The following is a 13,419-nucleotide window of genomic DNA, read 5'->3' on the forward strand; positions in this document are numbered from 1 at the left end:
GAACCGAAGCGTTGTCACGCAACGAAGGCCTAACGGTGGCGTTCCCCCTCCAAACACGAGGTGGATCATGTCGGCAGAATTTCTTCAGATGGATTCCTTTCCGAAAGCGTGGAGCAGGCGAGGTGCGCAAGCATCGTCCGCTCTGACACTCACTGCAATGAGCCTCGGCTATGGTGTGGTGCAGCTCGACGTCACCATCGTCAACACCGCACTCGACGCGATGGGCAAGTCGCTCGGTGGTGGCGTCGCCGAGTTGCAATGGGTGGTCAGCGCATACACCATCGCCTTTGCTGCCTTCATCCTGACCGCCGGCGCACTCGGCGACCGGATCGGTGCCAAGCGCATCTTCATGGCCGGGTTTGCGATCTTCACCGCGGCCTCACTGGCTTGTGCGCTGTCTCCCAACGCCGTTGTGCTGATCTGTGCACGGCTGGTTCAGGGGTTGGCAGCGGCAATCCTGGTGCCGAATTCGCTGGCGCTGCTGAACCACGCCTATGCGGATGATCGTGCGCGCGGACGTGCGGTCGCGGTCTGGGCCGCCGGCGCAAGCCTGGCGCTGACTGCAGGTCCCTTCGTCGGCGGCGCGCTGATCACGCTGGTCGGCTGGCGCGCCATCTTCCTGGTCAATCTGCCGATTGGCCTCGCCGGCCTGTGGCTGAGCTGGCGATATGCGACCGACACGACGCGGGCGCGCTCGCGGGAGATCGATCTGCCTGGCCAACTCGCTGCGATCGGTGCGCTCGGGTCGTTGGCTGGTGCGATCATCGAAGCCGGTGCGCTTGGATGGGCACATCCCGCGGTGATCGCGGCATTCGTAGGCTCGGCCGTCCTCGCGGCGCTGTTCGTCTGGCGCGAGAGCCGCACGGCGCAGCCGATGCTGCCGCTGTCCTTGTTCGGTCACCGGCTGTTTGCCCTGACCACGGTCGTCGGTCTCCTCGTCAATATCGCGATCTACGGCCTGATCTTTGTGCTGAGCCTCTACTTCCAACGGATCAACGGCTTGTCGGCGTGGTGGACCGGACTTGCCTTCGTGCCGATGATGGGCGCGGTGCTGCCGGTCAATCTGCTGGCGCCGCGCATTGCCGAGCGCATCGGCCCGTGCCCGACCATCGTCGTCGGTGCCTCGATCTCCGCGCTCGGCTGCCTCGGCATGGTCTGGATCGAGGCCGGGACGAGCTATTGGGCGATCTTTGCCCAGATGATCGCGATCAGCGGCGGGCTTGGCCTTTTGGTGCCGCCGCTAACCTCGACCTTGCTCGGAAGTGTCGAGAAAGCGCGCTCCGGTATCGCGGCCGGTGTCCTCAACGCGACCCGGCAGACCGGCAGCGTGCTCGGGGTCGCGCTGTTCGGCTCGCTGCTCACCTCCGACGGCGCCTTCATGAGCGGCCTTCACCAATCGCTCATCATCTCGGCGGCGGTCCTTCTGATCGCGGCGGCCGTGATCGGCCTGGGCGCGAGGGTGCCTGCACGGCCAATGTGAGCGGTCAGACACACTCCCCGTTCACCATTCCGGTAACCGGCGCACGGCCGGTTACCGACTGTCCATTTCTGCTGGTTCTAGTGCCCGGCAGGATAGGGGCCGGCAATGTATCAAGTTCTGTTTTGTCTCACGGACCAGCATGATTGGCGTCTGGTCGCACTCGGCGGCGCGGTCTGCCTGCTCGCGAGCGCGGCGGCAATCAGCCTGTTTCACCGGGCGCGTGCGGCGAACGGCGGTGCTCGCCTCGTGTGGATCACCCTCGACGCCGTCGTCGCTGGCTGCGGCATCTGGGCAACCCATTTCATCGCGATGCAGGCCTATGGGCCGGGCGCCGGTGGTGCCTACAACATTCCCGTGACGATCCTCTCGCTTATCTTTGCGATCGCGGTCACCTTCATCGGTCTCAGCATTTCGGTTTCGACCAGGCGCGGAGCTTTGGTCGCGCTTGGCGGGGCTGTCGTTGGCGGCGGTGTCGCTGCCATGCATTACACCGGAATGATGGCGTTCGAGATTCCTGCCCATATCAGTTGGACTGCGGGAACCGTCGCGGTATCGATCCTGCTCGGCGTCGTCTTTGGATCGAGTGCCCTGTTCGTCGCGGGACGAGGCGATAATCTGTCCAACGCGCTTGCCGCCACGGTCCTGATGACGGTTGCCATCGTCTCGCACCATTTCACCGCGATGGGCGCCCTGCAGTTGACGCCCGATCCGACGCTTGCGATCAGCGGTCTTTCGATCCCGCCGGCCTCGTTGTCCATCCTGACCGCCAGCGCGGCCGTCGCCATTATCGTTATCGCGCTCGCGGCCGCCGTGCTCGACCGTCGCTCCAAGGGCGAGATCGGGCGCCAGCAGGTCGTGCTCGACACCGCGCTCGAGAACATGTCGCAGGGACTGTGCATGTTCGATGCGGAAGGCAAGATCATCCTGTTCAACGAACGCTATGCGGCGATGCTTGGCCGCTCCGACATGCAGCTCACCGGCCGTGTTCTGCGCGACATTCTCCGCGAGGAAGCGGCGAAAGGGCAGTGGAATGGCGATCCCGAGCAATTCTTCGCGCGCCTCGTCGCCGATGCCCGGCAGGGGCGCACGACGACGGACGTCGTTCGCCGGTTCGACCGCTCGATCCGTGTCGTCAACCAGCCGATGCAGGGTGGCGGCTGGGTCGCCACCTTCGAGGACATCACGGAATGGCTGGAGGCGCAGGCCAAGATCTCGCACATGGCGCGCCACGATGCGCTGACCAACCTGCCGAACCGCGTGCTGTTCCACGAGCAGCTCGAACAGGGCTTGCGCCGGGCGGGTTCGAACGACCAGCTCGCGGTGCTCTGCCTCGACCTCGATCATTTCAAGGACATCAACGACTCGCTTGGTCACCCGATCGGCGACGCGCTGCTGAAGGAGGTCGGCCGCAGGCTGAAGGCGACCGTCGGCGAGCACGACACCGTGGCCCGCCTCGGCGGCGATGAGTTCGCCGTGGTCCAGATCGGTCGCTCCGAAGAGGCTGCCGCGCGGGCGCTTGCCCGCCGCCTCGTCGAGGTGATCTCCGCGCCTTACGAGATCGACGACCATCAGATCGTGATCGGCGTCTCGATCGGCATTTCGCTGTCGCCGCAGGACGGCAGCAATCCTGATGAGCTCTTGAAGAACGCCGACCTGGCGCTGTACCGCGCCAAGGCCGACGGCCGCGGCACCTATCGTTTCTTCGAGACAGGCATGGATGCGCGCGCGCAGGCGCGGCGCCTGCTCGAAATGGATATGCGGGCTGCGCTCCAGCGCGACGAGTTCCAGCCCTATTACCAGCCGATCCGCGACGTCGCCAGCGATCGTGTCGTCTCGTTCGAGGCATTGCTGCGCTGGAACCATCCGCAGCGCGGCCTGATCTCGCCTGTCAGCTTCATTCCGCTTGCCGAGGAGACCGGCCTTATCGTCCAGCTGGGTGAACTCGTGTTGCACGGCGCCTGCGCCGATGCCGCGACCTGGCCTGACGACGTCGGCGTCGCGGTCAATCTGTCGCCTGTGCAGTTCCGGAACCCGAACCTGATTGCATCCGTGACGGAGGCGCTGGAGAAATCAGGGCTCGCGGCGAACAGGCTCGAGCTCGAGATCACCGAATCCGTGCTGCTGCAGAACAGCGAGGCGACGCTGACCACCTTGCACGACCTGCGCGCCATGGGCGTGCGGATCTCGCTCGACGATTTCGGCACCGGCTATTCCTCGCTGAGCTATCTGCGCAGCTTCCCCTTCGACAAGATCAAGATCGATCGTTCTTTCGTGTCCGAGCTCGCCACGCGCGAGGATTCGGTGGCGATCATCCGCGCCGTGACCGGCCTGGGCCGCAGCCTCGGCATCGTCACCACGGCGGAGGGTGTCGAGAATGACGCGCAGCTGGAGCTGCTTCGGCGGGAAGGCTGTACCCAGGCGCAGGGCTTCCTGTTCAGCAAGCCGCGGCCGGCCTCCGATATCGCGATGATGCTGAAACGGCCGCTGCTGCGCGCGTCGGCCTGAGGAGCTAGCCGCGGCGTAGCGCGAAATGCGCGCCACAGAACGCCATCACCGCGCCGAGACACAGCGCCGCGAGACCGGCAAGCACGCCCGAAATGGTCGGAAGCGGGCTCGGCGCCGCGGCGGCCTGTCCGGCGCCGGCAAGCAGGAGCACGCCGACCGCGATCAGGAATTGCCGCATCCTCTGCGGAATTTGGCCGGAGACGGCGCTTTGCATCAATGTCGCCGTGAAATAGCCGCCGGAGAATCCGACAGATGCGATCAGCCACCAGGCGATCGCAGCACCGGTCGGCATGAACTCATGCGTGTCGGCGCGCCAGAGCCCGCCGAGGTCGAGCCCGTAGCGAGCACCCAGCATGTGCACCGCGAGCGCGAGCAGCACGCCCGCGATGACGGCGGCTCCGAGAATCAGGCGGCGCGGAAAATAGATCGTCTCAGCCATGCCTCGCTTGTAGGATGGCGGAGGGCGATTGCGCAAGCGGATCGCGGACGGGATTGAGCGATGCAGGTGTCGGACGGGTATGGCGGGGCGGTCACGAGCTATGCCTACAAGGCGTCGCTGATCGGTTCGGCGCATCGCTTCGAGCTGACCGACGAGGGATTGTCGTGGCGCATCGCCGGGCGCTCCGGCCTCTGGCGCTATGACGAGATCAGTGCAATCAGGCTGTCGTTCCGCCCGGTCTCGATGCAGCAGCACCGCTTTCGCGCCGATATCAGCCGCGTCGGAGGCGGTCGCATTGCGATCCTGTCGACGAGCTGGCAGACCGCGGCGCTGATGGCGCCGCAGGACAGCGGGTTTCGCGATTTTCTCGTCGAGCTTCACGCGCAGTTGGCGAAGGCCGGCAGCCGCGCCGAGCTTACCGCCGGTCTCGGCGTCAAGACCTACGCGGCGGTGTTGGCATTCCTGGCGCTGCTGGCCGTGGCGATGACCGGACTGTTGATCCGCGCGCTCTTGATCGGCGAATTCGCCGGCGTGCTGTTCATCCTCGGCTTTGCCGCGCTGTTCGCCTGGCAGGTTGGGGGCTTCGTGCAACGCAACAGGCCGCGTGCCTACAACTTCGACCAACTGCCTCGCTCCCTGCTGCCTTAGGGCTTGCAATCCGCCGCAATGAAAATTGACTTCGCAGCCGCGCGCCGGTCCCGCATCGTGGTGCGATGACATCTGGGAATCGCAGCATGCGCCTGCCGACGGCGGACGAGATCGCCGGGATCAACCGCACCCATCTCGTCGATACGCCGCTTCGGCCGGCCGATTTGCTGTTCGTGTTCGGCACCCGCGAGGACGTCGCGCTTCGCGTCGAGACCGCCGCCCAACTGTGGCGTGACGGGTATTTCCGCTGGTCGATTGTCAGCGGCGGTGTCACCTCAGGCTCGGAGCAATCCGAGTGCACCATCATCAAGGCGGCGATGGTCGCTGCGGGCATTCCGGCGGACCGGACCCTCGAGGAGCATCGCGCCACGAACACCGGTGAGAACGTGATCTTCTCGCTGCCCATCATCGATGCGACGCTGGGACTGCGCAACATCCGCAGCGTGATCTGCCTCGGCAACACCTGGACGGCGCGGCGTTATCCGATGACGCTGCACCGGCACTGGCCGGAGGTGACGAAACTGCTGCTCACCGTCGATAGCTTTACGACACCGCGCGCGCTTTGGCACACCGACCCTGAGTTTCGCCGTCGTATCCTGCACGAATGGGACAAGATCGAGCCGTACAAGGCGAGGGGATTCATCGCGGAATGGCCGGAGCGCTGAGCGCTTCCCGCGCGTTATTCCGTCGAGTCGAAATCCTCCTCCTTGGTGCCGAGCAGCGACACGATCGTGCGCAGGCCGGAATCGAGCTGCTCGAAGGAGGGCGGGGCGAGCGCCAGGCGCACCGCGTTCGGGGCGTGGCCATGCGCGACCGCGAAGGTCGAGGATGGGGTCAGCGCGATGCCGCGCCGGGCTGCCGCGGCAACGAATGTCTGCGAACGCCAGTGCGGCGGCAGCGTCAGCCAGAGATGATAGGAGCGCGTGTCGGCGGCGACCTGGTAGCCGGCGAGCAGCCGTGCCGCGGTCTGCTGGCGCCGCGCGGCGTCGATGCGCTTCAGCCGCGTCAACTCGGCAACGGTGCCGTCGGCCATCAACCGCTGGCCGGATGCGAGCGCGTGGCCCGAGGCGATCCAGCCGCCCGTGCGCACCGCGCTCATCACGCTTTCGCGCAAATGAGGCGGCGCAACGAGGATACCGAGCGCAAGCCCCGGCGCCACTTTCTTGGAAAGGCTGTCGAGCACGATGCAGCGGTCCGGCCCGAGCGCTGCGAGCGGAGCGTCGTCTGCGAGGAAGCCGTAGACGGTGTCCTCGATGATGGTGAGATCGAGCTTTTCGGCGACCCGCATGATGTCGGCGCGCCGCGTCGCGTTCATGGTGACGCCGAGCGGATTCTGGATGATGGGCTGGAGATACAGCGCCGACAGATGCGCTTCGCGGTGCGCCTTCTGGATCGCGTCGGGCCGCGCGCCATGTTCGTCCATCGGGATCGGCACCAGCGTGATGCCGAGCCGAGCGGCTATGCTCTTGATGTAAGGGTAGGTGAGGGCTTCGACGCCGCAGCGGCCGCCGGTCGGAACCAGAGCTGCGAGCGCGGCCGCGAGCGATTGCTTGCCGTTGGCGGTGAACACGATCTGCTCGGCCTGCGGCGCAAAATCCTTGCGCGCGAGATAGGCCGCGGCGGCATTGCGGGCGCTCTTCGTGCCGGTGCTGGTCGAGGCGCGCAGCACGGATTCCAGGGCGTCGACGCGCTCCAGTCCGGCGAGGCTCTTGGCGATCATCGCCCATTGCTGCGGCAGCAGCGGATAATTGACCTCGAAATCGATGCGCGCATCGCGCGGCTCGGCGATGCTCTCGACTTCGCGCCTGATGTCGCCGGAGATGAAGGTGCCGCGTCCGACTTCGCCGACCACCAGGCCCCGGCGCAACAGCTCCGTATAGACCCGGCTCGCGGTCGAGACCGCGATGCCGCGATCATAGGCAAAATTGCGCTGCGGCGGCAGCCGGTCGCCGGCCCTTAACGTGCCGTTAGAGATATCTGCGGCAATGGCATCCGCAAGCTTCACGTACTCGAACTTGGACATTATTGCACCGAGAGCAATGTTTTTCTTGCTCCGAGTAATGTACTGGAGCATTTAAGTTCCATCAAGGTCCGCGATTAGCCGGGGAGAGCGAGAGCAATCCGACGGCAAATGAGGTGCAAGCGCTCAAGCGTTTGCGCCAACGGCATCTGCATCGCCGCGCGGGACTTCAGGCCGGAGAAGAAACATGACCATGATCTCGCAAACTGCCGGGCGGAGTTTACGCCCATCCTCGTCGAGCGGATTTTTTGCCAAGCTCGTCAACGCCGCCTACGCGCTGTTCGACAGCCTTGAGCGCCGCACCGCCATCAAGACGCTGAGCGAACTCGACGACCGCGCCTTGCGCGACATCGGGATCAACCGCAGCCAGATCGAAGACGCCGTCTACGGCCAGTTCAAAGCCGAACTGACGCGGTATCTGTGAGGCGCCTTGCCTGAGTCCCGGATGCGCTGCAGCGTTCTGACGCTGCTGCGCAGCCGTTACATCAAGCGCGCGTCGGCCTTCGGCCGGTGCTAAACTCGCAATGACGGGGTGGCGAGGTCTCGGACCAGCATTGTCAGCATCAGGCCAACGCGACCTGACCCCACAAACCTCCACACGCTCGATCGGTCTCGGACCGGTCGGGCTTGCGGCGAGCGGGACCCCGTAGGTCCATCTCCGCCACCACTGCTTCACGATATTGCTCCGAGGTTAATGGCGCACCACGAGCACCGAGCATTTCGCGTAACGCACCACGTGCCCGGCGTTCGATCCGAGGAAATAGGTGCGCATCGCAGGCCGGTGCGAGGTCATGACGATCAGATCGGCCTTCATCTGCGCGGCTTCCTCCAGGATCTCGTGATAGATGCCGCCCTGGCGAACGACGCTGGAGATATGGGAGGCGTCGATGCCGGATTCGCGCGCGACGATGGCGAGTGCCTCCTCCGAGGTCTGGCGCTGCTGCTCGTCGAAATCGGCCGGGACGTATTCCGCCAGCATCACGGGCGTCATGGGCAGCACGTTGAGCAGCCGGATCGATCCGTTCCAGTTCTGCGACAGCGTCGTCGCGGTCGCGATCGCAGGCTTTGCCAGATCGGTGTCGGCGAGGTCGATGGGTACGAGGATGGACTTGAACATCTGCGCCTCCCTAATGACCAAGCTGGATCAACATGGAGAAGGCGCCAGCGCGTCTCACCCCAGTCGAAGCAACTTGGGGCTGACGAACAGCACCAGTTTGCCGCGGCGGTAGGCCACGTCACTCCAATCCTTGACGGCAAAGTCCAGGATCGCAAGCCCCGCGGTGGGCAGATTGTCGGCGAGCGACTTGGCGGCTGCCGGATCGCCGCCGCCCATCAGCATCAGGGCAGCCTCGTGCATGCCTGGATTATGCCCGACCAGCAGCAATTGCCTTGGGTTGGCCGGGACGGTTGCGGTGCGAACGGTTTCGAGAATCCGCGCGGGGTCCGCGCCGTAGAGTTCCGGCATTATCTCGACCTCAGGCGCTGCGACGCGGTCCTTCATTGCCTCCCAGGCGATGTCCCAGGTTTGCCGGGCGCGGACCGCATGCGACACCAGCACCATCTCGGGGACTGGCTGATGGGCAGCGATCCAGTCGCCCATCTCGGCGGCATCCCGCTGGCCCCGATCGTCGAGCCGGCGGTCCTGGTCGCGGCCGCTCGGCGCGTCCGTCTCGGTCTTGGCGTGACGCAGCAGCATCAAACGGCGCATGGCATTCTCGAATCGTTCCACATCTTGAATAATGTACAGGCGCCCGTTGAGGACAAGGTGACAAGCGCCCGATTGGTATCTTAAGAAACGCTATGAGCGAGACTTTCACAAGCGTGTCCCAGGAAGAAGCCGGCTTTCGCGAGCGTGTCCGGCTGTCCTTCGATCTTGACGCCGATATCTGCATTATCGGGGCAGGGCTCGCGGGCCTTTCCATCGCGCTTGAGGCGGCCCGGCTCGGGGCTAGCGTCGCGGTGCTCGAAGGCCGCCATATCGGCTGGAACGCCTCCGGCAACCAGCTCGGCACGGTGATGCCCGGTTTTGCGCTGCCGCTCACCGAGCTGATCGAGCGCATCGGCTTCGAGGACGCCATCGAATTGTGGATGCTCTCCAAGCAGGGCGCCGAGTTCGTGCGCGCCAATGCCAGCGAAGAAAACATGCCTGATATCGGCCTCACCGACGGCGTGCTCGAGGTCTCCAACGTCGATGCCGGCGATCGGCTGATCAGCCGGCTGCAGATGCTGAATGAGGATTTCGACACCGAGGCCGAGGGCTGGCAGGTCGATCGCGTTCGCGCGGCGCTCAAGACCGATCGTTATTTCCACGGCGTCCACTACCCCAAAGCGTTCCAGGTCGACGGCCGCAGATATGTCCACGGCCTCGCCGCGCTGGCGCGGCGCGCGGTGTGCGCGCATCTTCGAGGATACGCCCGTCGTCAGCATCGATCATTCCGGTATCCGCAAGCGCATCGTGACGCCCTCGGCACGGCTGCGTGCCAGCCAGATCGTGCTCGCCGGCAACATTCATCTCGGCGCGCCGTTGCGGCGGCTGTCGGAGACGCTGCTGCCGGTCTGGCGCTATGCCGGCATCACCGCGCCGCTCGGCGATCGCGTGCACGAGATCATCGGCTTCAAGGGATCGGTGATGGATTCCGATGGCATCGATCATTTTCGCATCGTCGATGGTGACCGCCTGATGTGGGAGAGCCCGGAGACGACCTGGGCCGTGCGGCCGCAGCGCTTTGCGGGCAGCGTCAAGCGACGGATCCGGTCGATCTTCCCTGAGCTCGGCAACGTCGAGATATCAGAAACGTTCGGCGGCGCCACCGGGCAGACCGTGCACGGCATGCCGCAGATCGGAGAATTGCGCAAAGGTCTGTGGGTGGCGAGCGGGTTCGGCCGCCAGGGCATGAACATTTCAGCCATGTCCGGGCAGCTGATCGCGCGCGGCATCCTGTCGGGCGACGACCGATGGAAACTGTTTTCGCCATTCGAACTGGTCTGGGCCGGCGGCAGCGCCGGGCGGGTTGCCGGCCAATTGGTCGGCCTATGGGGCAGGGCGAGTTCCGCTGCCGCGGGGTCGCTTGCGCGCTATCGCGAGCGGGCACGGGTAAAGGACCGGAAACGCGAGGCCAGGCTCGCTGAGGCCAACCGGGCTGCTGGCATCGGTCCGCGCCGTCAACCCTCAGGGGTTCGGCCGCGTGTGGCCCCGCCGGCGCCGCAGCCGGCTGCGCGGGAGGTAGCGGAACCGGTTGCCCAGGAGCAGGGCGTCTCGCAATAAGGGCGCGAAAAATTCCGCCTGGACGTGTAACATCGGCCGTTAGGGCCCGTATCTCAGGGCATGGACTCCCTGCGCACGGAGAATGAGATGTTTGACCGCCGCATCCTGCTAACGACCGTCGCCGGCCTGTTTGGCCTTTCGGCCTTCCGCTGGCTGAGAGCAACGCCGGCGCAGGCTGGGGAGAAAGCCGCGCAAAAATTCGAGATCGAGAAGACCGACGCCGAGTGGCGTGCGCAATTGACGCCGCAGCAATATGAGATCCTTCGGAAGGAGGGCACCGAGCGGCCCGGCTCCAGCCCGCTGCTGAACGAGCATCGCAAGGGCATCTTCGCCTGCGCCGGCTGCGACCTGCCGCTGTTTGCGTCCGAGACCAAGTTCGAGAGCGGCACGGGCTGGCCGAGCTTCTACCAGCCGATCGAGGGCAATGTCGGCAAGACCGAGGACCGCACCTTCGGCATGGTGCGCACCGAGGTGCACTGCCGCCGCTGCGGCGGCCATCTCGGTCACGTCTTCGATGACGGTCCGAAGCCGACGGGATTGCGCTATTGCATCGACGGTTTCGGGCTGGTCTTCCACCCCGCGACGCCGTCGGCGACCTGAGGTTTGTTCCCGGCAATTGTTGCCGGTCCGGCAATTATGCCCCGGTCATCGGATCGGGGCATATCTATTTAAGTCGTTGATTTCATGAGAATACCCGCATTGGCATAGGCCTTGCGACGTCTCCTCCGACTGCGGCCATTGGTCTGCCGGCCGCCGAGATCGGATTTGGAGACAAAGTTATGGGTATCTTCGATGCAATGAACACCTCGGTGGGTGGCCTGCAGGCGCAGTCCTACGCGCTTCAGAACATCTCGGGCAACATCGCGAACTCGTCGACCACCGGTTACAAGGGCATCGGGACCAGCTTCGAGGATCTCATTCCCGACGCCTCCGTGCCGAGCAAGCAGGTTGCCGGCGGCGTCACCGCGCACGCGCAGGCGACCATCACCACCCAGGGCACGATCTCGTCCTCCTCCGTCGCCACCAACATGGCGATCACGGGCGACGGTTTCTTCTCGGTGCAGAAGGCCACCGGCGTCGTCGACAACGTGCCCGTGTTCGACGGCGTCAACTATTACACCCGTCGCGGCGACTTCCAGATCAATTCCAACGGCAACCTCGTCAACGGCGCCGGCTATTATCTGATGGGCGTCGCGGTTGACTCGAAGACAGGCAACCCGACCGGCAGCGTCCCGACGGTGCTGCAATTCCAGAACAACTTCGTTCCGGCGCAGGCGACGACCGCCATCCAATATGCGGCGAACCTGCCGTCCGTGCCTAACACGGTGGCGAGCCAGACGGCGGTGAGTGGGTCTCTGCTCGCAGCAGGCGGCCTCAACCCGTCCGATTTCGGAGCCAATCCGCTGATCTTCGGCACGCCGCAGCCGCCCTTTGTCAGCGTGGGAGTTCCGGGTTCGGCTGCCACCGGCAATCTCCGCTCAGCCTATACCGCAACCACTGCAACCGGCTCGGCGGCCCTGCTGGACAGCTCTTCAGCCGCGGCCACCAGCGCCACGTCGCTCGATTCGGCCACCACCCCGCATCTGAACACGACGCTCCTGAGCAGTCTGGCCGGCACGCAGATGATCGTCGGAAGCCAGACGATCAAGTTCGATAACACCGTTTCCGGCTCCTCGACCTTGGGCAACACGACGACGATCGGTCTGCTCTCGCCCACCGGCTCAAAGATGTCCGACATCCTGAACGCGATCGTGGCCGGCGCCGGCGGCGTGCCCGCCGCGGCGTCGATGACGTCGGCCGGTAACATCCAGATCACAACGAACACCACGCAAGATATTACGGTCACCGGCGCTGCGGCCGGTTTGCTCGGCATCAGCAGTGTGACTCGCGGCGGCAACGTGCTGTCCACGCCCGCGATCACCGGCGCAACCTTGTTGGGCGGCGCTGCGACGCCTGGAGGCTCGGAAGTCCTCTCAACCGGTTTTGTCGCCAACGATACCATCATGGTGGACAATCAGCCGCTGACTTTCGTCTCCACGGCCCCGCCCATCGCCAACCCGAACCAGATCAGCGTCAGCGATTCCGTCTCAACGCTGCTCAACAAGATTGACGCTCTGAGCGGCGCGGCAACCTCTACGAACTCCTCGATCTCTAACGGAGTGATCACGCTGCAAACCGGCATCACCAATCCCACCCTGACGGTGACCAGCAACAACACCGGCGCCTTCGCCGCGCTCGGCTTCTCCTCGACGGTCCAGAAGAACCGCGGCGGCGGCGGCACTACCGGTACGGGCGGCGTGCAGGGCAACGACATTGCGACCTTCACCAAGGAGTCGATCAGTGGCGGCGCGGTGACAGCCTACAACGCGGCCGGTACACCGGTGAATCTGCAATTGCGCTGGGCCAAGACCGACAGCGCCTCGCTGCCTGGCGGAGGGCATACCGACACCTGGAACTTGTTCTACCAGACCGACCCGAATGCTACGGGCTCGGCGGTCGGTTGGGTGAATGCGGGCCAGTCCTTCACCTTTGCCGCTGACGGCTCGCTCACCTCGCCAGCCGGTTCCGGCATCACGCTGAGCAACGTCACCGTCGGCGGACAATCGCTTGGCTCGGTTGCCCTCAACATCTCTTCGGGCGCACTGACGCAATATGCCAGCACCAGCGGCGCGGTGACGATCAACACGATCACGCAGAACGGCTACGCCGCCGGTCAGCTCCGTTCGGTCGCCGTCAGCAACAACGGTCTCGTGGTCGGTACCTTCTCCAACGGCCAGAACCTCGATCTCGCCCAGGTGACGCTGTCGCACTTCAACGGCACCAACTACCTCAAGGCGATGGACGGCGGTGCCTATGCCGTGACCGACCAGTCGGGACCGGCGATCGCCGGTGCTTCGGGCACCATCAGCGGTTCGTCGCTGGAAGGATCCAACACCGACATCGCCGACGAGTTCACCAAGCTGATCGTGACCCAGCAGGCCTATTCGGCCAACACCAAGGTGATCACGACGGCGAATTCGATGGTCCAGGATCTTCTGAACGTGTTGCGCTGATCGGCGCGC

General features: G+C 65.0%; 11 protein-coding genes and 1 pseudogene. 8 read left to right on the forward strand and 4 right to left on the reverse strand.

The genetic code is table 11. From position 1 onward, the window contains the following. The first annotated feature begins 88 nt into the window (after nt 1–88). Together ACVWZ4_RS23965 and ACVWZ4_RS23970 are read left to right on the forward strand one after the other, a co-directional pair. Nucleotides 89–1,480, forward strand: a complete 1,392-nt coding sequence (locus ACVWZ4_RS23965) for an MFS transporter (protein ID WP_456742260.1) — start codon at nt 89–91, stop codon at nt 1,478–1,480. Nucleotides 1,481–1,585: 105 nt separating this feature from the next. Further along, nucleotides 1,586–3,985, forward strand: a complete 2,400-nt coding sequence (locus tag ACVWZ4_RS23970; protein WP_456704551.1) for a bifunctional diguanylate cyclase/phosphodiesterase — start codon at nt 1,586–1,588, stop codon at nt 3,983–3,985. 4 nt (nt 3,986–3,989) lie between these two features. Here ACVWZ4_RS23970 and ACVWZ4_RS23975 read toward each other — a convergent pair whose 3' ends face one another. Beyond that, on the reverse strand, nt 3,990–4,424 hold the full coding sequence (locus ACVWZ4_RS23975; protein WP_456704550.1) for a hypothetical protein: 435 nt from the start codon (nt 4,422–4,424) through the stop codon (nt 3,990–3,992). A 60-nt stretch (nt 4,425–4,484) separates the two neighbouring features. Here ACVWZ4_RS23975 and ACVWZ4_RS23980 point away from each other — a divergent pair, with 60 nt between their 5' ends. Beyond that, complete coding sequence (locus ACVWZ4_RS23980) at nt 4,485–5,072, forward strand: hypothetical protein (RefSeq protein ID WP_456741363.1); 588 nt, start codon at nt 4,485–4,487, stop codon at nt 5,070–5,072. 86 nt (nt 5,073–5,158) lie between these two features. Beyond that, the gene (locus ACVWZ4_RS23985; RefSeq protein ID WP_456735684.1) at nt 5,159–5,737 is read left to right on the forward strand and encodes a YdcF family protein; all 579 of its coding nucleotides are present in this window, start codon (nt 5,159–5,161) and stop codon (nt 5,735–5,737) included. Between the two features lie 14 nt (nt 5,738–5,751). Here ACVWZ4_RS23985 and ACVWZ4_RS23990 read toward each other — a convergent pair whose 3' ends face one another. Further along, nucleotides 5,752–7,095: an aminotransferase-like domain-containing protein gene (locus tag ACVWZ4_RS23990; protein ID WP_456735683.1), complete on the reverse strand. Its 1,344-nt coding sequence runs from the start codon at nt 7,093–7,095 to the stop codon at nt 5,752–5,754. A gap of 184 nt (nt 7,096–7,279) precedes the next feature. Here ACVWZ4_RS23990 and ACVWZ4_RS23995 point away from each other — a divergent pair, with 184 nt between their 5' ends. After that, a complete protein-coding gene (locus tag ACVWZ4_RS23995) occupies nt 7,280–7,516 on the forward strand; it encodes a DUF1127 domain-containing protein (protein ID WP_456735682.1) in 237 nt (78 codons plus the stop codon). 267 nt (nt 7,517–7,783) lie between these two features. On the opposite strand, the gene ACVWZ4_RS24000 is transcribed toward ACVWZ4_RS23995, so the two are convergent. Beyond that, complete coding sequence (locus ACVWZ4_RS24000; protein WP_092228165.1) at nt 7,784–8,209, reverse strand: universal stress protein; 426 nt, start codon at nt 8,207–8,209, stop codon at nt 7,784–7,786. A 54-nt stretch (nt 8,210–8,263) separates the two neighbouring features. Next, nucleotides 8,264–8,800: a SixA phosphatase family protein gene (locus tag ACVWZ4_RS24005; RefSeq protein ID WP_456704545.1), complete on the reverse strand. Its 537-nt coding sequence runs from the start codon at nt 8,798–8,800 to the stop codon at nt 8,264–8,266. Nucleotides 8,801–8,892: 92 nt separating this feature from the next. On the opposite strand from ACVWZ4_RS24005, the pseudogene ACVWZ4_RS24010 reads away from it, so the two are divergent. The 3 genes and pseudogenes from ACVWZ4_RS24010 to ACVWZ4_RS24020 all read left to right on the forward strand — a co-directional run bounded on the left by ACVWZ4_RS24010 (nt 8,893) and on the right by ACVWZ4_RS24020 (nt 13,410). After that, nucleotides 8,893–10,357 (forward strand): annotated as a pseudogene (locus tag ACVWZ4_RS24010) (NAD(P)/FAD-dependent oxidoreductase). Between the two features lie 87 nt (nt 10,358–10,444). Next, on the forward strand, nt 10,445–10,957 hold the full coding sequence (gene msrB / locus ACVWZ4_RS24015) for a peptide-methionine (R)-S-oxide reductase MsrB (protein ID WP_456704543.1): 513 nt from the start codon (nt 10,445–10,447) through the stop codon (nt 10,955–10,957). 179 nt (nt 10,958–11,136) lie between these two features. After that, nucleotides 11,137–13,410 (forward strand): flagellar hook-basal body complex protein, encoded by a 2,274-nt coding sequence (locus ACVWZ4_RS24020; RefSeq protein ID WP_456704542.1) that lies wholly within the window; start codon nt 11,137–11,139, stop codon nt 13,408–13,410. Nucleotides 13,411–13,419: the final 9 nt, after the last annotated feature.

The organism is Bradyrhizobium sp. USDA 4472 (assembly GCF_054058595.1).

Excerpts from the sequence above, each read along its gene's own strand:
- ACVWZ4_RS23970 (WP_456704551.1), top strand. The coding sequence starts at position 1,586 with ATGTATCAAGTTCTGTTTTGTCTCACGGACCAGCATGATTGGCGTCTG.
- ACVWZ4_RS23990 (WP_456735683.1), bottom strand. The coding sequence starts at position 7,095 with ATGTCCAAGTTCGAGTACGTGAAGCTTGCGGATGCCATTGCCGCAGAT.
- ACVWZ4_RS23995 (WP_456735682.1), top strand. The coding sequence starts at position 7,280 with ATGACCATGATCTCGCAAACTGCCGGGCGGAGTTTACGCCCATCCTCG.
- msrB (WP_456704543.1), top strand. The coding sequence starts at position 10,445 with ATGTTTGACCGCCGCATCCTGCTAACGACCGTCGCCGGCCTGTTTGGC.
- ACVWZ4_RS23980 (WP_456741363.1), top strand. The coding sequence starts at position 4,485 with ATGCAGGTGTCGGACGGGTATGGCGGGGCGGTCACGAGCTATGCCTAC.
- ACVWZ4_RS23985 (WP_456735684.1), top strand. The coding sequence starts at position 5,159 with ATGCGCCTGCCGACGGCGGACGAGATCGCCGGGATCAACCGCACCCAT.
- ACVWZ4_RS23965 (WP_456742260.1), top strand. The coding sequence starts at position 89 with ATGGATTCCTTTCCGAAAGCGTGGAGCAGGCGAGGTGCGCAAGCATCG.
- ACVWZ4_RS23975 (WP_456704550.1), bottom strand. The coding sequence starts at position 4,424 with ATGGCTGAGACGATCTATTTTCCGCGCCGCCTGATTCTCGGAGCCGCC.
- ACVWZ4_RS24020 (WP_456704542.1), top strand. The coding sequence starts at position 11,137 with ATGGGTATCTTCGATGCAATGAACACCTCGGTGGGTGGCCTGCAGGCG.
- ACVWZ4_RS24005 (WP_456704545.1), bottom strand. The coding sequence starts at position 8,800 with ATGCGCCGTTTGATGCTGCTGCGTCACGCCAAGACCGAGACGGACGCG.
- ACVWZ4_RS24000 (WP_092228165.1), bottom strand. The coding sequence starts at position 8,209 with ATGTTCAAGTCCATCCTCGTACCCATCGACCTCGCCGACACCGATCTG.